This window comes from Enteractinococcus helveticum, from assembly GCF_020742345.1.
GTDB lineage: Bacteria > Actinomycetota > Actinomycetes > Actinomycetales > Micrococcaceae > Yaniella > Yaniella helvetica_A.
Genome location: NZ_DYXC01000109.1, coordinates 1 through 20,595, shown reverse-complemented (window position 1 = coordinate 20,595; position 20,595 = coordinate 1). Strand labels below are relative to the sequence as shown.

Below are 20,595 nucleotides of genomic sequence, written 5' to 3'. Positions count from 1 at the left end.
CTTAGCGGTTATGTGCCGCAGGTGTCGTGCTGGGTTGCAGCGGGGTGGGCATGGGCGAGGTTGTGGTGTCGTGGCGTAGTCGTTTGACAATATTTTCCGCCGAGATCAAACACATCGGTAACCCAACACCAGGTACGGTGGTGGCTCCAGCAAAATACAGGCCGCCCAGGTATTTGGCGGCATTGGAACCACGGAAGAATGCGGATTGTTCCAGGGTGTGGGCCAGTCCCAGCGCATTGCCTTGCCAGGCGTTGAACATGTCTTGAAAATCTCCGGTGGCCATCGTGTGTTGGACGACGACGCGCTGGGCCAAATCGGCAACGCCGGCGCGTTGGGCAATGAGTGCAACCGCCTGGTCGACGATCGCGGTGGTCTCTTGGTCTTCGGTGTGGTTCAGACTACCCAGGATCCCGTTGTGCATCGCGGGCACCGGAATAAGGAGCAAGAGGTTCTCATAGCCTTCCGGTGCCACACTTGGGTCGGTGGCCGAAGCACGGCAAACGTAGAAAGATTGAGAAAACGCACTGCGATCCGGGCGGTCGGATGGCGGGAAGACGGCGTGAAAATCTGCGTCCCAGTCAGCGCTGAAGAATAACGAGTGATGCGCCAGTTCTGGCAGTCCGCCCTCAACCCCCAGATAGGCCAGGACGGCACTCATGCCCGGGTTGGCGCGCTGCCAGTATTTGGGTCGCGCCGAGCGTGAGTCCCACACCAGTTGGGTTTCGGTATGATGGCGATCCGCGCACGAGACGATCACATCGGCCATCATCCGGTGTTGCCCGGTCGCATTACGGTAGGTGACACCTGCGACCCGGCGGCGTCGGTGCGTGCCGGTGTGATGAATATGTTCTACTGCCGTGTCGGTGTGGATGCGCACTCCGGCGTCCACGGCCAGGCGGTAAAGCGAATCCACAAATGTGCTAAACCCGCCCATCGGATAGGCCACCCCTTCAACCAGGGTGGTGTAGTTCATGATCCCGTAAAACGCCGGGGTGATATTGGGTGCCGAGGATAAAAACACTGCGACATAGGTGAGCAACTGGCGCAGGCGCACATCCTGAAATTGGGCGGCAACATCCGATTCGAGGGTTCGGGTGAGTTTTTGGGCCAGCCGCCTCAGGCGTCGCATGATTTCCGGACTGGTCAGGCCGCGCAGTTCAGTGAAGTTGGTATATAAAAACTGTTGGATGGCCAGCCCGTAGTCGGTGCCCATCTCGGACAGATAGTGCTCAACGGCCGCCCCAGCACCGGGCTCCAGGTGTTCAAACAGCGCCATCATATTGGCCGGACCGGTTGAGACATCCAACGGTGGGAAACCCTCGGTAAACATGCGAAACGCCGGATCGTTGAGCGTCACCAAGTCCAGTTCGTGAGCAACCGTGGTGCCCATGAGTTCATAGAAGTGTTCAAATGCTCCAGGCATCAGCCACCAGGAGGGCCCCATATCCCAGCGGAAGCCCTGATCTTCCAAGACGCCCGCCCGGCCACCGATGCGGGGTTCTTTTTCAAATACGGTGACGTCGTACCCGTCGCGTGCCAGCAGTCCTGCGGTGGCCAGACCTGCCACGCCGGCCCCGATGACGATGACACTGGATTTGGTGTGGTGGCGTGTGGTCATGAGTTCTGTTTCTTCAGCAACGCGGTGGATACGGTTTGAGCGGCAATGGCGAGTTTGCGCGTATTATTGACCCGGACCCGACCGGACAGCAGCTCACCGGCCGGGCGTTGATCCAGGGTATTGGTCAGTTCGCTAAACAGCCGGTGGGCCATTTCTACGCTGAGTCGGGCCCGTGGATCAAGCTTTCGCATACCCGGTGTTGCCGCCGCCAAATCAGCACGAATTTCGGCTACCAGCTCGCGTTTCTGGTCCTCCCCAAATGCTTCGGGGTCCACTCCTGGAAAATAACAGCGCCCCAAGTACTGGTAATCGGTGGCCAGGTCGCGCAAAAAATTGACCTTCTGAAATGCGGCTCCAAGCCTGCGTGCCGAGGTCACCAATAACTCGTCGTCGCTGGTATCCGTACCCGGCATATTGCGGAACACCGCCAGGCACATCAGCCCCACCACTTCGGCGGAACCATAAATATACTCCTGCAAACTGGCCGCGGTGTGCTGCTGGTAGTACAGGTCAGCCCGCATCGACCGGAAAAACGGTCGGGTCAGCTCGGTGGAAATACCGTGTGTCCGGGCGGTGGTGGCAAATGCGTGCACCACCAGATTCGTGCTGTAGCCGGTGGTGAGCGCAGCCTCGGTCTGAGTTTCTAACCGGTCAAGTTCTCCGGCGGTGGCGTTGACGTCCAGCCCGGCCTCTTGGGCTACGCCGTCGACAATTTCATCGGCCAAGCGCACCAGCGCATACACGTTGCCAATGTCGCGCCGGGCCAGTTTTCCTAAAAACCGGCAGGCCAGGCCGAACGACGTCGAATACTCACCAATGATTTTGCCGGAACTGGAAACTGCCGCGGTGGTATATCGGTGCAGTGCGGTGGGGTGTTTCATTAGTGGGTCCTTTGCAACAGATCATCAATAAGACGCCGGAACGTGGTGCGCACATGTGCTCGAACCGGCAGCGCAGCCAGTTGTACCCGGGCCTGGTGACAACACTCCTCGGCCAGTTGCCGGGCCTGTGTTTCAAGATCGTGGGTAACAAAAAGGGCGCGCATCGCATCATTACTCAGCTCACCGTCGCGCCAGCCCTGCACCGCAGTTGGTTCAATGGCCTCGGCCAGCGCGATCAGCACCGTCATTTTGCCCTCGCGTAAATCCGAGTCAGTGGGTTTGCCGGTCTGTGCTTCGTCACCAAAGGTGCCCAGCACGTCGTCAATGATTTGATAACAACTGCCCAGCAGATGCGCCAAATGCTCTAACTGTTCGACGACGTCGTCCCTAGCGCCGGCAAGCAGCGCACCGGTGACCAGTGGTGCTTGGAAAGAATAGGCAGCCGTTTTCAGCCGGTGCATGCACAGCACGTCCTCCAGGCCCGCGGATTCCAGGTGGGAGGAAAACAGCACATCGTCGAATTCTCCGGCCGCCGAATGTTGGATCGCGGCGTGGAAAACCTCAACAAGCTGCTCGGCGTTACCCAGCTGCGCGCATGCGGTAGTGAGCACCTGGATTGCGGTGGCGATCAGCGCATCCCCGGCTAACAGGGCCGCAGCATTGCCAAGATGTTCGGCAGCAGCCCTGGACTTACCCCGGGTCAGGGCGGCATCGCGGTAATGAGCCGATAAGGTAGGTTGGCCGCGGCGCCTAAAGTCCTGATCGATGATGTCATCGTGCATGACCAGCGCGGTGTGCAACAATTCAAAAGCACACCCGACCTCAATGGTGCGCGGATCGGCGTCGTCGCGGACCACCTGATACCCAAGGTGCACCAGCATGGGCCGGGTCCGTTTGCCACCCTGCATGGCCTGGCCAATCTGACGCCACAGTTGAGCCATATTCGTGGTGGCCGCACCCTGGATTTGGGCGTCCACCAGCTGATCGAGGCGTTGATCGATTGCCGCTGCAAATATTTTGTCGGATTCGGCGTTCGGGGTCAGTTGGGCCTGGATGCGCATGGCTCCTCCTGTTCAAATAGTAGGTGGCGGCAGCGCACGATACTAGAGGTCACGGGCCGCAAACCCGCACCCACGGTGACTTACATCACTAGCTTGGCTAACTATACTAGCTGCTAACCATTCGATGGCACCCTGCGATAGGAAAGATCCGATGCAACAAAAAGTGCACTCTTGGTTCATCCCAATGCTCACGATGCTCGCAGTATTCGCAGCGATCGGGCTGGCGGTGCTCGGCAGCGGGGCATTCGGTGGCACACCCATCAATCAAGCCGCCGACGGCGCACTATCCGCCGATGCCACGCCATTGGCTCCAGCCGGGCCGGCCTTTAGTATCTGGAGCATCATCTACGCCGGGCTTTTGGGATACGCGATCTATCAGCTCTTACCCGCCCAACGCCAGGGGTCCCGCCACGCCGAACGCCACGGTCAATTGCGTCCCTGGGCCGCACTGTCGGCTGTGCTCAATGCCGTCTGGATTGCCGTGGTGCAGGCCGGCGTTCTTTGGGCCAGTGTGCTGATTATCCTTGGGCTGCTGGTGGTTCTGGTTCGCATGGTGATGATCCTGCGCAAAACTCGCACGCACACCAAAACCGATGCCCTGCTCACCGACGGCACCTTTGGCCTGTATTTGGGTTGGGTGTGTGTTGCGACGACGGCGAATATCGCCGCCTGGATCGCAACCTTTGGGGTGCGCACATTCCCCGGGTGGCAATGGGCTGGTGTTGTCATCATCGCCGTCGTGATGATTATCAGTGTGGGGCTCGCAGTCTATTCACGCGGCCGAATCGCGCCGGCACTGGCCATCTCGTGGGGTCTCACCTGGCTGGCGGTTGCTCGGTTGGAGGGGCAGTTCGAATCCCCGATCATCGTTTGGGCCGCATTACTTGCCGCGGCCGTGGTGCTGGTGGCGACCGTCGTCATTCGCATGACGTCCCTACGCAGTGACGCGCGCACCACGTGGTAAACCATGACATCTGTCATGGCAAAGTCATGATGCACGGCTGTTCCGTTACAGGCCGTGGTGCGGAAGACTTGAAGCATGAATACTTCTGCCTCTCCCCCAGCCATTGGTATTGCAACAGTCACCAAACGTTTCGGCGACCTGAGCGCCGTCAACAATGTCAGCCTGACCATCAACGCGGGCGAAGTACTGGCCCTGCTCGGCCCCAACGGAGCCGGCAAGACCACCTTGTTAGATATGGTCCTCGGATTCACCGACCCCAATCATGGCTCGATCAAAGTCTTGGGCATGCCACCCAAACGCGCGGCCAGTGAGGGCTATATCGGAGCGGTCTTGCAAGACGGCGGGCTACTGGATGACCTGACCATCGGTGAGACCATCAAAATGATTGCCGCCTGCCACCACCAGCATCTGCCCGTCGACGACGTGATGCAGCGCGCCGGGGTGACCGGTTTTGCTCACCGCAAGCTCAAGAAATGCTCGGGCGGCCAAAAACAGCGCCTCCGCTTTGCCCTGGCACTGCTGACCAACCCGCAGTTGCTGATCCTCGATGAGCCAACCGCCGGACTGGATGCCACAGCGCGCAAAGACTTCTGGGATACGATGCACGCCGAAGCCCAACGCGGACGCACCATCGTATTTGCCACCCACTATCTGCGCGAAGCCGACGACTACGCCGATAGGGTCGTACTGATGAACCAAGGCCAGGTTGTGGCCGACGGCAGCGTCGATGACATGACCGCCGGGCTGCAACGCAAACTCTCCGCCCAGTGGATCAGCGAAACCGATCCGTTCCAGTGGGCCGCCGCCGCTGGTGTCCCACGCGATCAGGTCACCTACAATTCCGAACTGCATCGCATCCAGATCACCACACCAGACACCGACCGGATTGCCGAACAGTTACTGTCCGCCGGGTTGATCCGTCATCTGACCATTATCCAACCCGGTATCGAAGAAGCGTTCTTCACCATGACGCAAGATTCCCAGGAGGTCTCACAATGACGACACCTCTGACTACCCCCAGAAAATCTCAAGCAGAAATTCTGTTCCGGTTCGTGGCCTGGGAGTTCTGGCGCAACTTTCGTATGCTCGATGCCACCTTTTTCGTGCTCGTCCTTCCGGCGGCGATGTATCTCATGTTTGGTGTGGCAATGGATCAAGGCGAAATGCCAGCCGGCTACGGCAACGTTTCGGCTTATGTTATGACCTCAATGGCCGTCTACGGGGCCGTCATCGCCACAACCGCCATGGCCGGCTCAGCCGCCGTGGAACGTACCATGGGCTGGGGTCGCCAACTCAATATGACCGGCCTAACTGAGGGCAACTACATCCTGGGCAAAATGCTCATGGCGTTGCTCATGGCCATCAGCCCCATTCTGATCGTCTACATTGTGGGCGCCATGACCGGCGCGACTTTCGATTCATTCACCCACTGGCTCACCTCGGCTGCCCTGTGTGTTGCCGTTGCGGTGCCATTCTCACTGTACGGTCTGGCGTTCGCCCTGCTGTTCCGCTCTGAAACCGCCGTCAGCGCGGCCTCCGGGTTCCTGGTCCTCTTCGCATTCTTCGGTAACCTGTTCATCCCGCTGGGCGGCGTCCTTTTAGACATCGGCAAATTCACCCCGCTGTACGGGCCCGCCATGCTCGCCCGCTGGCCCCAAACTGAAGGCATGCTGATCCCAATGGAACCGGGTGCCGCAGTAGAATTTGAATCCATGTGGGTACTCTTGGCCAATATTGGTGCGTGGACGGCGATCTTCGCACTCCTGTGCGTACTGGGGAGTCGACGCAGGACAGCCCGATAATCCCGATGCACCCGCTATCGAAATACACCACCGGCGGCTACCTGCCCGAGGCTCCTGCAACCCCACCGGAGCGTCGGGCAATCGTATTTACCTCCGGGATCTGGCTGATCTTTATGGCCTGGACGGTCATCGGATTCCTCAACACTACCGCCCCGCTACCGGCCCAAATTGCCGGCTGGGCCGCACTCGTGGCCTTCCCCGTCGTCTACCTGCGCAACTTCCTGCACCCTGAACCAATCACTGGCTTCAACCGCACCGGCAACACACTGGTCTACACCGCAGTTCTGGTGGCACTGGGGATCATCATGGCCCAGGTAACCCCAACGGCTATCATCAACATCGTGCCGTATTTGATGGCCACCTGGATCTTCAACCACCGCATCGCCGTCGGCCTGCTCGCCATGGTCATCCTCTTCTGCTGCGCAATTGCCATCGTTGCCATTGGCAACCTGGACGACTCCGGCAACTGGTTTATCGCCTCGGTCGCGTCCCCGGCGATCATCATGATCTTCATCCGCATCAGCATGGAAATGGACGCCACCCAGAAAGAACGTTCCGAACAGCTGGCTCTGGCCACCCAGCGCGAAGAGCTCGCTTCAACCGTCCACGACGTGCTGGGCCATTCCCTGACCACCATCACCGTCAAAGTTCAGCTCGCCCAGCGCCTGATCGACACCAACCTGGCCGCTGCTAAAACTGAACTGGCCGACATCGAATCCCTGGCGCGTAGCTCACTATCCGAAGTCCGCTCCGCCGTCACTGATCTACAACACCCCGACCTGGCTGAACAACTCGACCATTCCGAGCAGGCCCTCACCGCAGCCGGCATCACACTGGACCGCCCCGATACCCCGCCCCGTCTGACGCTGGTACAGCAACAAGTTTTCGCCTGGGTCATCCGCGAGGCCGTGACCAACGTCATCCGGCATGCCCAAGCCGCCACCTGCACCATCACGATCACCGAATGCGACGGGCGGATGTTGCTCCGCATCACCGACGACGGCGTGGGCATCTTCGACACCAACCCCGCCGCCCACCACGGTTTGACTGGACTTCAGCGCCGCGTCGCCTCGGCCGGCGGTACCCTGAAGCTATGCCGTTGCGAACCCGGAACCCGTGTTGAGGTGAGATTGTGACCATTCGCATCCTGCTGGCCGACGACCAGCACCTGGTCCGCGCCGGATTAGCCGCGCTACTGAACCTGGAAGACGACCTGCACGTCGTGGCCCAGCTCCCCGACGGCACCGGGGTGGTCGAGGCGATCCGCGAGCACACCATTGATGTCGCAGTGTTGGACATTGAAATGCCCGAAGTCGACGGCATCACCGCAACCGGCCAGATTACTCAGTTCTATGGTGACGACGTCGCGATACTGATTTTGACGACGTTCGGTCGTGCCGGATATTTGCAGCGTGCCATGGCAGCCGGAGCGCGCGGATTCATGGTCAAAGATGCTCCTGCCGAGCAGTTGGCCGAGGCCATTCGCACCGTACATGCCGGTGGGAGTGCGGTTGATCCGGTGCTTGCCGCCGAAGCCCTGAGCGCTGGCGCCAATCCGCTGACGGACCGCGAGCGCGATGTGCTGCGCGAAGCCCTGGCGGGCTCTTCGGTCAAACATATTGCTGCGCGGCTGCATCTTTCGGCTGGGACGGTGCGTAATCACCTGTCAGCGGCGATCGGTAAGACCCAGACGACCAACCGGACCGAGGCGGCCCGAGTGGCACAGCAAAACGGCTGGCTGTAACCACCCGGACACACGGTCGAGATGTCCATGCGTTATTCGAGGTCGAGTTTGAACACGTCCGTGGCAATGCCTTCGAAGAACCGCTGTTTCTCTTCCTCCGAAATCGGCAAGGCTTCCATAGCCTGAACTTCATCTGGTTCGTATTGGTATGGATAATCCATGGCGTACATGACACGGTCGCGGCCCATCATGGTTCTGGTAAACATGACTTCATCGGGCCAGTTCATTCCTGAAGTCGTAATCCAAACATTGCGCCGGAGATATTCGGAAGGCTTCAACGGCAACGCAGCGACATGCGGGTAGCGGCCCCCGGCAATCTGACGCTGGTACATGTAGTCGATCCTGTTAATCCAAAATGGAATCGCTTCACCAGCATGCCCCACCACCATCTTCAGATTCGGGTATCGGTCAAATATCCCGGATACGATCAAGCGCAGCAAATGCAGGCCTGTCTCCACACCGAAACCATATATCGAACCGTCTAGTCCTCGTTCGTGAAATGGTCCCAATAGCCTGGCTGAGGGTGCGTTGGGGTGTAGATAGACTGGTACATCCAAGGCTTCAGCGGCTTCATAGAAGCTAAAGAATTCGGGGCGATCTGTGTAGTGGTCTCGCACGTGGGAGTTGAGGATTGCTCCTTTGAGTCCCAGGTGCACGGCCCGTTCTAATTCGGCAGCACCTGCGTCTGCAGCGGTGAAGGGGACCGCGGCCAATCCAGAAAATTTCTGTGGGTTGTCTTGAATGATTTCTACTAATCGATCATTCGATAGTCGCGACAGTTCGGTAGCAGGTTGAGCTGGCAGCGGGTTCACTCCCGGTGCCGTCAAAGACAGGATCTGGTGGTCAATTCCAGCAGCTGTCATTTCTTGGAGCCGAAGTGAGTCGGTGTCTGTCATCCGGTGGCGGATGAACTTCGGACGCTCGGTGTCACCCAGTGCGTAATAGCCCATGAGGCTGTTCAATCCTGGATCATCCACTTGCGAGGCGGTGAGGATTTGTCGGAATGTCTCAAATAGTTCCGGCGGCGCCCACGCTTCCTCGGTCGCGATTCGTCGATATGCAGCGGATGGTGCGTTATGTTCGGTCATTCCTTCTCCTGAATATTCGTAATGCTTCGGCAATAAGACTGAGGAAGTTCATTCGTCGTATACAAGTGGTTCGATGTCGGTCGGCTCTTCGAGTAGGCCATACTCAGCCATCTTTTCGTTCAAAAAATCCAAAGATTCACGGTCGACCTCTGCACGCCACACGGGCAGGCGTACGCCTTCGGCAAGCTCCGGATCAATATTGCTCTTTTCGGGTAAGGCAGCACGGAAAGCAGTTGGATCTTCTTGAATCGCAGCACCAGTTGCTTCGAGCCCGCGCTGGAACGCTGCAACAGTTTCCGGATTATTTTCAATGAATTCCGCAGACGTCAGGTAGGTTCCAACCATCAGTTCAGGCATCGTCTCTACATAAGGACTCGCGATTGCCACAGTGTCCCCTTGTTCTGCCATAGAGACAAATGGTTCAATCAACAGCGCGGCATCAACCTGATTGTTGTCGAGCGCAGGCAGCATATCGGGAAATCCCATTTCAGCGAACTCGACCGTGGAACTATCAGCCCCGGCATCATCCATGAGCGTCTTGATCGTGACGTCATTGATATTTTCTAACGTGTTGACTGCTACTGTTTTGTTCTCGAGATCTGCCACAGTTTCAATCTGACTGTCAGCAGGGACGACGATGCGAGCAAAGTCTTCTTCCGGCTGGTCAGCTGCGCGGGTACCAGCCGCGACAATCTGAATCGGTAGTCCCTTATCGTGCGCAATGATTGCACTCACGGAATTTGAACCCGCCATCTGTACGGACCCACTGACCACAGCAGGCACTGCCGCGGCTCCACCGATACTCACGTCGACGTTAACGGTGAGCCCTTGATCTTCAAAAAAGCCTTCCTCAACGCCATATTCCAGGAAAGTTGACGGCATACCGGCTGTATCGGCAACCGTAATTTCTGAAGTTTCTGGTTCAACGCCGCCATCAGCGGTTTGCCCATTTTGGCCCGTACTTTCTGTTCCGTTCGAGCCACCGCATCCAGTCAGTGCTATACCGCCCGCAGCAAGAATGGTGACAAGGGTGATTGGAAAATTTTTCGCCATGATGTTCTCCTGACCTTGAGCCACAGCTTTCGGACAGAATAATCAACCACCAGAACATTACGGAACAATATCAGCCTGATGTTCTATTCTATGAAACATGGGTGTTCCAGATTTCCTCATTGAATCCGTCGACAATGCATTGACCGTCATGGATATGGTGACTGAACGTGGCGAAGTACGTGTTCGGCGTGTTTCCGAAGAACTTGAGATTTCGCCATCCAGCGCACATCGACTGTTGGCCACATTGGCTCACCGCCGCTACCTTGTACAAGATCCCACAAGTAAGATCTATCGGCCAGGTGCCAAGCTCATTGACCGTCGAGCCCCGAATGCTGATGTGTTAAAGCTGCGTCGAGTTTTGAAATCACATATGGAACACGTCGCGACAATAACTCAGGAGTCAGTGTCGTTATCCCTGCTGATGGGTGAGCACATTGAATTTATTGACGGGGTCGAATCACCGCACACTTTACGGGCCAGTCCGCGAGTTGGTGCGCATTTACCGGCCTATGCAACAGCGGGCGGCAAAGTGCAGTTAGCAGAACTATCCCCACAGGACCTTGCAGCGCTCTATCCCGATGGCCTAAAAGCTCTAACGGCCCACACGGTCACAGATATTTCTGAACTGACCAAGAAATTGCAGCAGATTGGCAAACATGGCTACGCGGTCTCACGCGAGGAAAGCACCGAGGGCATCTCAGCAGTGAGTGTCCCCATTCAGGACGCTATTGGGCGCATCCTGGCGGCATTATCGGTTCTTGCACCATCCGCCCGACTGCCCGATACGAAACTACAACCGATCATTGAACTGCTCCGGGCTTCAGCCCAAGCGGTCAAACCACTGCTGTAGTCGAAGAATCTGCCCTGGCCACAACCCAAGACATGACACACGCCCAAATTTGAGAGCAGAACGCGCCGGCGTCTTGGCTGTCGTAAGCAGCCAGGGCTACGCGTTCAAATTCGGCAGTAAGACATTCGGTGTTATGGTGAATAAGCGCCAATCAGGCTTTCCCGCACGCGTCATATCAAACGCGGGGAGCGAACTATCTAGGGAGGTGTCCGCAATGGACGACAGTTTATGTTCTAGTACCATGCTGGACGCCACCCATTTTGCTCACCCAGTTATCGCGTCACGTGAGTAATCAGGTTGAGGCCCATTGAGACCCTCACCCATGTGTAGTGCTCCAGCAATCAATCTTTCGGGAATCTTCCCGCGACGCGTTTTCAAACGAAAGTGATTGTTGTGGCTATTACTCAATCCCAAGACATCCAAGAGCTCATCAGCTCGATCACGGACGCCCTGCACAAAGAAAATTTGACGACGGTCGCCCGGCAAATCAACCTGCTAAAACCCGCTGAACTTCTCAAAATATTTGACCGGCTCAGCCACCAACGCCGAGCCATCGTCTACCGGTTGTTAGATAAAGACCTGGCGCTGCGTGTTTTCGAAGGACTTTCACCGGTTTTACAAAGTGACCTGGTGCATGCCCTTCAAGAACACGACACCGCGGAACTTTTTAACGAGCTCGCCCCGGATGATCGCGTCTGGTTACTCGACGAACTGCCCGCCACGGTAGCTTCGCGACTGTTGCGCGGCCTTGATGACAGCCAGCGCGAAGAAACGTCCACCCTGTTGGGTTATCCGGCAAACTCCATTGGACGCCGCATGAGCCCCCAGTTTGTGACGCTGCGTCCCTGGCATACCGCCGCTGAAGCGCTCGCCCGAGTCCAACAACGTTTAGACACCGTGGAAACCGTGTACTATTTGCCCGTAATCGACTCAGGAAGGCGAGTCGTTGGGGCAATCAACCTGCGGCAACTCTTGGGTGCGCAAGAAACCCAGCTGATAGAAAACCTCATGGAATCCACTATTACCGCAGATGTTTCCGAGGACGATGAGGTGGTAGCCCGTCGCACCGCACGTCGTGGACAATTTGCAGTATCAGTGGTCGATCATGAAGAACGCCTGGTAGGAATTTTTACCCTCGACGACGCCGTCCGGATTCTCGAATTTGAAGAGTCCGAAGACGTCTCGCGTCAAGGTGGTGTTGAACCACTGCGTCGGCCTTACCTCTCCACTCCGGTGTCGCGCCTCGTTCGCAGCCGCTTTACCTGGCTTCTGGTCCTAGCCATCGGTGCCACCCTGACAGTACAAGTCATGGCGGTGTTTGAAGAAACGCTAGAAGCCGTCAGTGTATTGGCATTATTTGTGCCGCTGCTAATCGGCATTGGCGGCAACACAGGCAACCAGGCGGCTACGACAGTGACCCGTGCGTTGGCTTTAGATGATATTCAGCCTCGCGATATTTTCCGCGTATTTATCCGCGAATTACGCACCGGGTTCATGCTCGGTGTATCGCTTGGATCACTCGGGTTTTTGGTTGCCTGGGCCTTCTTCGCTCTGGACGTTGGTGTGGTGATTGGGCTAACGCTGCTGGCTATCTGTACCGTCGCCGCATGCGTAGGTGGTGTCATGCCCGCAATCGCTAGTGCGATCAAAGTCGATCCGGCCGTGTTTTCCAACCCATTTATCTCGACGTTTGTCGATGCCACCGGGCTCATTATTTACTTTGTGATTGCCCGGGCAATCCTGCAAATCTAACCACCGCTGGCCGTACAAGTATGTAACGCTATATGGCCGGCTGTCGGCCATATAGCGTTGATGGTGCCTGCTTCTGGTGTCACGAAGCAGCCACCATCATGAATAGGCTATCTGCGCGCGCTCGTCATGGAGTGTGTGCTGTTATCTACGCTCTGAGCAACGCCCCGCGAGCCAATGTCACGTCCTAGCCGGTAGCCAAAGACCATGGCAGGACCAATGTGTGATCCGTAACCGGGGTATCCGCCTCCAAATACTGAAACCGCGGCAGCTCCCACAGCGTAAAGACCTGCGATCTGTTGGCCTGCAGTATTGAGCACGGCGGCGTCGTTATCAACATCGAGTCCGGCAAATGAGCCAAGATCGCCCATTCTGATACGCACCGCATAATATGGTGCCTTCTTCAGTTCAGCCAGGTTTGGGTTGGGTTTGTGTGACGGATCGCCACGGAAATGGTTATACGCGGTAGATCCCCGTCCGAAATCTTCGTCCTCGCCCTTTCGAGCAAAACCATTGAACCGTTCTACGGTTACTTCCAAAACCGCTGGGTCGGCACCGATTTTTTCGGCCAGTTCTCGCAGCGTGGTGGCTTTCAGGAGAAAGCCGGTGTCGTAGAAGTATTGGCGTGGAATCGGCCACGGTTTTGCATACCCGATCCCGTAGGTGTCCATGCATTTTTCATCAGCGATGATCCATGCATAGGTGTCGGTTTCATTTTTGTCGTGTTCCAACAGTTGGCGGCCAAAGTCATGGTAGCTCAGTGCTTCATTCCCAAAGCGCTTGCCACGACGATCCACGGTGATCATTCCGGGTAACCCGATTTGTCGAAGGTGGGGAAACAACCGCTGCCGGTCGTCACTGAGTTGTTTGAATTCAGTGACTGGTGCCCACGAACCCGGAGTGAAGACATCGTTACTGATCTGTCCGCCCGCATTGATGGCCAGCACAGCACTTGAACCGTTGTGTCCCACCGTCGGGGTGATGTGGTTGGTGCCTTCTGGGTCGTGATCGAAGTATTTTCGGCGCAGTGTGGCATTACCGGTAAATCCACCACCGGCCAGCACCACACCGTATCGGGCATTGACCGCACCACTGTGACGGCCTCCGCCAAGGACGGCTCCGGTAATCGCGCCGTCGTCATGCTGTATCAATGATTCCACGGGAGTGGACGTCCAAATCTCCACGCCGGCATCGAGCGCAGATTTCACCATGCGAGTGATCATTGCTGACCCGTTGGTTCGTTTGATCGGCTGGCCTTTGGTCAATTGGTCAAACCAGGTTCGAGTCAATTTGGTACCAGCATAAGCAAAGGATTTTAGCGAACGGTTTGCGTAAAGAAATTGGGTCAGGTCATCACCCACCTGTGGCATATAACCAAATACCGTATAGGAACTGAGATACGGCTGAAGTTCCTTACGACGCTTCCCCAAAATTCTCGCATCAGCATCGCCAGGTAAGATGGCTCTGCCGCCAATTCGTGCGCCGGGGAGATCCATTTGGTAGTCTGGCGCCTTTTCGGGGTAGACGAAATTCACTTCGGTGTGGTTTTCGAAGAAATTAATAGCTTCCGGAACAGTGTCCAAAAATGTGTCAATGCGTTCTTCGTTAAAATTTTCCGGGGCCAGCGCTTTCAGATAGGTTTTCACTTCGTCTTTCGAATCACCGGCTTTTTGACCAGCCGGGTTGCCTGGCACCCAGGCCCAGCCAGCGGAGATCGCGGTAGTCCCACCAAAATACGGATTTTGTTCGGCGACGACGACTCGCAATCCACGATGAGCCGCGGCAATGGCTGTGGAGAGCCCTGCGATGCCTGACCCCACAACAAGAACATCGTAGTCACGGGCAGGTGATGGAGTGTATGACATAAATATTTGTTCCTTCCATAACGGTTGAGTGTGGTTAGGCAACCGGGGAGGTTGGTGGGGTAGTAATCTTGACGGATGAGTCCTGAAGTCGCTGGGCTTTCCAATAGGGTTCCCCGAGATCTTTGACCGGCGTAAAGGCGGTTTCGCGCGCCGATAGGACGGCCAAGATAGCCAGTAGCGAGCAAACGGCTCCGAAGATAGCCACCGGAATCCATCCGAATACACCATCGGCAAGTAGGAGTCCGCCGATCATTGGTCCGAAGCCGGCAACTACCAGTCCCAGCTGATTGCCCATGGCCATGCCGGTGTAGCGCAGCGGTGTAGCAAAGAGTTCAGCGAAGAAGGTTGGCCACACCCCGTTGAACCCGGAATAGCAGATGGTCATAAACAACACTGTGGCCATGAAGACCAACCAAATATTGCCGGTACCTAACGCCATGAAATATAGGAACAGTGAGATGGCACTGCCAATCATGGCAAACAGCATCATGGGTTTGCGACCGATCTTGTCTGACAAGATCCCAAAGGCTGGCATGACCAGCATCGACAACCCGATGGCTGTGGCGTTGACCCCAAGAATTTCGGCCCGTTCAAATCCGCCCTGATCAGTCGCGTATGCCAAACCGAAGACAGTCAAAATGGTTTGCATGACGGAGAAGATAGACATTAGCAGAACACGTAAGACATCGAAACCTTGGTATTTCAGTGCCAGCCCGGCTGGAGCGCCCCGGGTGTGTTCCTTTTTCACGTCGTCTTCGAAAACTGGTGTTTCATCGAGTTTTGTTCGAACCCAGAACGCTAGGGCCAAGACTAGTACCGACAACCAGAATGGTACTCGCCATCCCCAGGTCATCATGTGCTCTTCTGGGAGCATCGATACCGGAATGAATACCAGGGTCGACAGCACCATACCGGAGGCATAACCGGTCATCACAAAGGATGTAAAGAACCCGCGGCGACCTTCCGGTGAGTGTTCTAAAGTTAGCGAGGACGCTCCGGCAGACTCAGCGCCGGCTGAGAATCCTTGGGCCAATCGGCCGATGACTAATAACACGGTTGCCCACAGCCCGATCTGCCCATATGTCGGTAACAGTCCGATGCCAAGAGAAGCAATTCCCATGATGAGCAACGTCAACAGCAGCACGTTCTTGCGTCCCAGTCGATCGCCAAAGTGCCCCATCACCAGCCCGCCAAGCGGTCGGGCTATATAGGCTACTCCGAAGGTTGCGAAAGCACCGATCGTAGCCACGACTTCATTACCTTCTGGGAAGAACAGTTGCGGAAAAACTAATGCAGCTGCCGTCCCATAGATGAAGAAATCATAGTATTCCAGGGTCGAGCCTAAAAATGAGGCGAGTGCGGCCTTTTTGGGGCTTTGACGGTGTTCGAGTTGTGGAGTTGGTGCGCTCATGATGAGGTCTCCTGTTGGTTATCAGCTGCTGCTGAATCATTGATCTGTAAATCGACGTAAGCAATATCTTCAACGTTGGGTAGTGAATATGGTTTGATCGCTTCGTGCAACGGATGGGTGTTGTACACCTGAAGGGCATCGACGGATTCGAAATCGGCGATAATTGCGTGGTCCCACGATTTATCCGTGGACAGGACATCGGGGCCGTGAATGAGACGAATCATGCCGGGAATGTTGCCGATCATGGCTTCTAGCCCAATAATCCATTGGTCACGGATGTCGTGGGTAAAGGAGTCTTTCCATTTGAACAGAACGATGTGTCGAAGCATTTAGACCAGCACTTCCTTGGATGCACTGCGTTGTGTAGCTGCCTGATCAACAACGTCGCGTGCGGCAAGATATGCCAGGGTCATCAACGGACCCAGCGTGGCGCCGGCTCCTGGATATCCGGATGCATAGGGCGAATCAGCCACGTTGCCGGCTGCGTAGAGTCCTGGGATTGGTATGTCGTCAACGTCGACAACTCGCCCGTTTCCATCAGTTCCCACTCCGCCGCTGGTGCCGAAGGCTCCGTTGACAACTTCGAGTGCGTAGTAGGGTCCGTATTGCAACGGGCCAAGTGACGGGTTCGGCCATGGACATTGGGCATCACCCCAATAACGGTCGTATGCTGAATCGCCTCGGCCGTGGTCCCGGTCAACTCCGTCGATCGCCATTGCATTGAATCGATCAACAGTTGCTACCAGTGCGTCGGCCGGTACGTGAATTATTTCTGCGAGTTCTTCCAGCGTGGCAGCTTGATGCAGGTAGGACGGGGTTTGCTGGCCGGCCCGGTGGTCTAATATTCCATAGCGTTCCAGATAGGACTGGTCAAAGATCACGTGCGCCGGAGTATTGAGGGTCTGATTATTCGTCGAATCCCAGGACTGCAAACACCGTGCAAGATCGTTATAGTTTTGTGCTTCGTTTGCAAACCGCTGGCCGTGTCGGTTGACCATAATCGAACCGGGGCCTTGTCGTTCAAAACGCAGAAGTGATCCAATGGCACGACCGTCTCTGATGCCACCGGTCAATGACATGGGTGCCCACCAAGCTTCACGGGTTCCTCGCGTTGCTGACCCAATTCGCTGTGCCATTTTCAGCCCGTCGCCAGTATTCGACGGCGGAGAGCAGACCGTATATAGACGTGAAGCCAACATGGAGTCTGCCAATGTCTGGTCCCATTCAAAGCCACCGGATGCCAGCATGACTGCCCCGGACGTAATTTCTTGGCCTTGCGCGGTGACAATACCGGTTACGGCATTATCATTCACGAGGAGTCGTTCAACTTGTGTTTCAACGGCGAACGTTACCCCGTAACGCTGACAGGCTGCCACCAACATGGAAACCAGTGCGTGGCCTTTTGCTGCGATGCCGGAATCCATGCGCTCTTGTAGCTCATCCCAGGGGAATCGTGTAAAAGCTCCCCAGGTTTCATATTCCTGCATTGTGTATGGGTGACGGCCATCCGTTCGAATATATTTGGCCAGGTCCCCCAGGGAGTCGCGATAGTTAAACAACTGGGGTTCGACTGTTCGGCCGCCTTTTGCCGCACCCGGTAGATCTTGACGATAGTCAGGGAAATTATTCAGGAAAATAAACTCGACACCGAGTTTTTCGTCTACGTAGCGCAGCATCTCGGCGCCATGGTTGACTGCGGCATCGAGCAGTTCGTGGCGTCCACGTCCACGCGAAACGGCTTCAACATACTCACGTCCGGCAGATTTTGAATCCTCCACGCCGTTTTGCTGCGCGTAATGATTATCAACGACCCACAGCATGCCGCCGGAGACTGCAGAGGTGCCGCCCAGCAGCTCTGACTTTTCGATGACGAGGACTTTTAGCCCAGATTCAGCAGCAGTAGCAGCTGACGTCAGACCGGCAGCCCCGGAGCCAACCACAACCAGGTCATACTGTTCGGCAAGAGTACGATGCCCCAAAATTTTCATGGCGTAAATCACCTTTCGCGTTAGAAGTGATCTACATCATGCACCGCCTCATCCGGCCCTGGGGGCCGGTGTTTCATTCAATGGATCAGCTGAGTCTATTGAATGAAACACCTCATCGTTCTTGTGGTGCAGCAGCAGTGCGGCGAGAAAAGCCCACTCCCCTATTTGGCTCCACGCCAAGTTGGCGCTGAATTCCTGCACAAGCAAATTTCAGGTGAGTAACAAATCTTTCGGGCGATTCATGACTGGCAGGAACGATGACGGTCAGAACAGCGATGGCGTTGCCCAACTCACCAAATATGGGCACTGAGATCCCGGTCGACTCAGCGATAATCGCCCCAGGAGCAATAAAAAACCCATCGCGTCGAATCACTGCCAAAATACGCCGCAGCTCACTGGGATCTGTCACGGTGGTCTCCGTGAACTTTTTGAGCTTACGACTGAGCAAAAGGTCTTGTTCAGCCTGCGATGCATAGGCCATCAGAACCAGACCTGCAGAAGTGGCATGAGCCGGCAGCCGACCGGCTACCGCTGTTATATTCTCCGTCAAGGAATGCGGTGCAAGCCGCTCAATATACAGCACCTCATTTCGATCCAAGATCCCAAGTGAGACATGAACCTCGAGGTTTGCAACCAGGTCTTCCATAGACGCAACAGCAGCTTCGCGTAGTCCTTCCAGTGGCGCACCACTCAACGCCAACTCCCACAACCGTGTGCCATGCTTCCACCCGCTGTTGGAATCGACGCGGGACACTAACCCTTCAACTTCTAGTTCAGATAAAATTCTGTAGGTTGTAGAAACGGGTAAGCGGGCTAGATCGGCCGTCTCGCGGACGCTTTTGCCCTTGGTGTTTTGGTCGGCTAACGCTCCCAGCACACGAACGGCCCTGCTAATAAGTGACTCCCCAGACGGAGAATTTGCCATGAAGCTCCTCTTACTAGAATTTAAAAACCCGCAGGCCCCTCAAACCGGGCCGTCGTGTTGAACCGTTTCCGAGCTTACTGGTCGTCACGCAGGTTATTCCCCGCAGTCTCACCACCATCCACCACAAAAGTACCCCCAGTGGTAAACGTAGACTCATCCGAAGCCAGATACACGACCAAGTGTGAAATTTCTTCGACCTGGGCAGCCCTACCTAACGGGATCTGACCCAAACCTCTTTTCAGATTTGCGGTCAATGGTGTCTCTACACTTCCCGGGTGAATCGCATTGACCCGAATATTATATTCTCCAAAATCTAAGGCTGAGGTTTTCGTGAGGCCTTGCACGCCCCATTTAGCAGCAGAGTAGGCTGCGCGATTTTTAAAGCCTGTTACGCCGGCAATTGATGAAATATTTATAATCGACGACGTCGTATTTTTCTTCAAGTGCGGTACAGCCGCTTTCATTCCCAAGAATGTTCCCGTCAAGTCAATGGCGATAGTCTTTTCCCAGTCGGCGAGACTGGCATCTTCGACTGACCCAGCAGAGAATATCCCCGCATTATTAATAAGCACATCCATTTTGCCGAACCGTTCAATCGTGCGGTCAACCGCTTGTTGCCAGTTTTCATACTTCGTGACGTCCAAGCTGACAAAGAGTGCGCGATCTTCGCCAATTTCTTGGCTCAGTGCCTTACCGCCAGCCTCATCAATATCAGCAATGACCACGTTGGCACCCTCAGCAGCCAACATGCGCGCGTGTGATGCACCCATGCCAGAGGCAGCTCCCGTGATAAAAACAACTTTGTCCGCAACTCTTTGTGATCTAGATTTCATAAAGCCAGGGTACCGCGCTGAAAAACGAATACACCCAACATCCATTCAATGGAACACTCTTTTATGCGGAGCTTGTGAACTCACTCGTGCCCGAGGCCATTTGCCCCACCGATAACTCCCCTGACGCACAGCCGTGTGCGATCTGACGTTGCATTCATTGACCGCCCAGCAACACTGATTTCTGCCACTAGAATCACTCAATAATGCCTTCCGGGATGCTCAAGACGGTTAGACTTTCTCCATGCCCGTCTCCCCTCGCCTTATCCCGTCGTCGCCGGTGCGTCGGATGCTACTCAAAAGCGTCGTCGGTGCAATGCTGGCTAGCGTGTTGTTCACCGGTTGCGTGACGAACGAAGAGCAAGGCAACCCCGAGGGATGGCAGGAAATCGTTCCGGACGAAAACCCTGAGATCTCCGCGCTGGTACCTGATGACATTGCGGCCAAAGGCTATCTGAGCATGGGTACCAACCCGCCGTTTGCACCTTTTGAATTCAAAAATTCTCAGGGCGAGATTATCGGGCTGGAAGTCGACCTGGCCCGCGCATTAGCCGGGGTGTTAGGACTCGAGTTGCGAACGGTGGAACAGGATTTTGCGATGATCCTACCGGCGGTCTCTGCCGGAACCCTAGATTTCGGCGGCTCGGGTTTCACTGATACCGAAGAGCGCCCTACAAACTATGATTTCGTAAATACGCTCAACGCCGGTGTCCGGTGGGCCCAACGCTCTGACCGGGAAGATACCATCGATCCGGATAACGCTTGC

Annotated in this window: 19 protein-coding genes; 8 read left to right on the top strand and 11 right to left on the bottom strand. The window is 55.9% G+C overall.

Going from position 1 to position 20,595, the window contains the following annotated elements; translation table 11 throughout:
• Position 1: 1 nt before the first annotated feature.
• Genes crtI through K8V32_RS09885 form a run of 3 tightly spaced genes read right to left on the bottom strand, consistent with a single transcriptional unit; the run spans position 2 to position 3,560 of the window.
• Entirely contained in the window at positions 2-1,618 is a 1,617-nt protein-coding gene (gene crtI / locus K8V32_RS09895) for a phytoene desaturase family protein (protein ID WP_303906591.1), read from the bottom strand.
• On the bottom strand, positions 1,615-2,499 hold the full coding sequence (locus tag K8V32_RS09890) for a phytoene/squalene synthase family protein (protein ID WP_303906588.1): 885 nt from the start codon (positions 2,497-2,499) through the stop codon (positions 1,615-1,617). Before K8V32_RS09890 ends, crtI begins: the two co-directional genes overlap by 4 nt.
• Positions 2,499-3,560, bottom strand: coding sequence for a polyprenyl synthetase family protein (locus K8V32_RS09885; RefSeq protein ID WP_303906584.1), 1,062 nt, complete (start codon positions 3,558-3,560; stop codon positions 2,499-2,501). Before K8V32_RS09885 ends, K8V32_RS09890 begins: the two co-directional genes overlap by 1 nt.
• A 151-nt stretch (positions 3,561-3,711) precedes the next feature.
• Between K8V32_RS09885 and K8V32_RS09880 the strand changes: the two genes are divergently transcribed.
• The 5 genes from K8V32_RS09880 (at position 3,712) to K8V32_RS09860 (ending at position 8,070) form a co-directional block, all read left to right on the top strand.
• Complete coding sequence (locus K8V32_RS09880; protein ID WP_303906581.1) at positions 3,712-4,524, top strand: TspO-related membrane protein; 813 nt, start codon at positions 3,712-3,714, stop codon at positions 4,522-4,524.
• 75 nt (positions 4,525-4,599) lie between these two features.
• On the top strand, positions 4,600-5,523 hold the full coding sequence (locus K8V32_RS09875; RefSeq protein ID WP_303906578.1) for an ABC transporter ATP-binding protein: 924 nt from the start codon (positions 4,600-4,602) through the stop codon (positions 5,521-5,523).
• Positions 5,520-6,326, top strand: a complete 807-nt coding sequence (locus K8V32_RS09870) for an ABC transporter permease (protein ID WP_303906575.1) — start codon at positions 5,520-5,522, stop codon at positions 6,324-6,326. The genes K8V32_RS09875 and K8V32_RS09870 overlap by 4 nt, the downstream gene beginning before the upstream one ends.
• 5 nt (positions 6,327-6,331) lie before the next feature.
• Positions 6,332-7,462 (top strand): sensor histidine kinase, encoded by a 1,131-nt coding sequence (locus K8V32_RS09865; protein WP_303906572.1) that lies wholly within the window; start codon positions 6,332-6,334, stop codon positions 7,460-7,462.
• Entirely contained in the window at positions 7,456-8,070 is a 615-nt protein-coding gene (locus tag K8V32_RS09860; protein WP_303906617.1) for a response regulator transcription factor, read from the top strand. Before K8V32_RS09865 ends, K8V32_RS09860 begins: the two co-directional genes overlap by 7 nt.
• 32 nt (positions 8,071-8,102) lie before the next feature.
• Here the strand turns inward: K8V32_RS09860 and K8V32_RS09855 are convergent, their stop codons facing one another.
• A complete protein-coding gene (locus K8V32_RS09855) occupies positions 8,103-9,158 on the bottom strand; it encodes an amidohydrolase family protein (protein WP_303906568.1) in 1,056 nt (351 codons plus the stop codon).
• A 48-nt stretch (positions 9,159-9,206) separates the two neighbouring features.
• Complete coding sequence (locus tag K8V32_RS09850) at positions 9,207-10,211, bottom strand: ABC transporter substrate-binding protein (protein ID WP_303906565.1); 1,005 nt, start codon at positions 10,209-10,211, stop codon at positions 9,207-9,209.
• Positions 10,212-10,308: 97 nt separating this feature from the next.
• On the opposite strand from K8V32_RS09850, the gene K8V32_RS09845 reads away from it, so the two are divergent.
• Both K8V32_RS09845 and mgtE read left to right on the top strand, forming a co-directional pair.
• A complete protein-coding gene (locus tag K8V32_RS09845; RefSeq protein WP_303906562.1) occupies positions 10,309-11,061 on the top strand; it encodes an IclR family transcriptional regulator in 753 nt (250 codons plus the stop codon).
• Positions 11,062-11,454: 393 nt separating this feature from the next.
• Positions 11,455-12,813: a magnesium transporter gene (gene mgtE / locus K8V32_RS09840; protein ID WP_303906559.1), complete on the top strand. Its 1,359-nt coding sequence runs from the start codon at positions 11,455-11,457 to the stop codon at positions 12,811-12,813.
• Positions 12,814-12,920: 107 nt separating this feature from the next.
• On the opposite strand, the gene chcC2 is transcribed toward mgtE, so the two are convergent.
• The 6 genes from chcC2 to chcB1 all read right to left on the bottom strand — a co-directional run bounded on the left by chcC2 (position 12,921) and on the right by chcB1 (position 19,832).
• Positions 12,921-14,675 carry a 4-oxocyclohex-2-ene-1-carboxylate 5-dehydrogenase gene (gene chcC2 / locus K8V32_RS09835; RefSeq protein WP_303906556.1) on the bottom strand — a complete coding sequence of 585 codons (1,755 nt, stop codon included), beginning with the start codon at positions 14,673-14,675 and terminating at the stop codon, positions 12,921-12,923.
• Positions 14,676-14,709: 34 nt separating this feature from the next.
• A complete protein-coding gene (locus K8V32_RS09830) occupies positions 14,710-16,086 on the bottom strand; it encodes an MFS transporter (protein ID WP_303906553.1) in 1,377 nt (458 codons plus the stop codon).
• Positions 16,083-16,415 (bottom strand): Dabb family protein, encoded by a 333-nt coding sequence (locus K8V32_RS09825; RefSeq protein WP_303906550.1) that lies wholly within the window; start codon positions 16,413-16,415, stop codon positions 16,083-16,085. Before K8V32_RS09825 ends, K8V32_RS09830 begins: the two co-directional genes overlap by 4 nt.
• On the bottom strand, positions 16,416-18,074 hold the full coding sequence (gene chcC1, locus K8V32_RS09820; RefSeq protein ID WP_303906547.1) for a 4-oxocyclohexanecarboxylate 2-dehydrogenase: 1,659 nt from the start codon (positions 18,072-18,074) through the stop codon (positions 16,416-16,418).
• Positions 18,075-18,186: 112 nt separating this feature from the next.
• Positions 18,187-18,999, bottom strand: a complete 813-nt coding sequence (locus K8V32_RS09815; protein WP_303906544.1) for an IclR family transcriptional regulator — start codon at positions 18,997-18,999, stop codon at positions 18,187-18,189.
• A gap of 74 nt (positions 19,000-19,073) precedes the next feature.
• The gene (gene chcB1, locus K8V32_RS09810) at positions 19,074-19,832 is read right to left on the bottom strand and encodes a trans-4-hydroxycyclohexanecarboxylate dehydrogenase (RefSeq protein WP_303906541.1); all 759 of its coding nucleotides are present in this window, start codon (positions 19,830-19,832) and stop codon (positions 19,074-19,076) included.
• Between the two features lie 241 nt (positions 19,833-20,073).
• Here chcB1 and K8V32_RS09805 point away from each other — a divergent pair.
• The coding region (locus K8V32_RS09805; RefSeq protein ID WP_303906539.1) for a transporter substrate-binding domain-containing protein at positions 20,074-20,595 on the top strand (522 nt) is incomplete at its 3' end.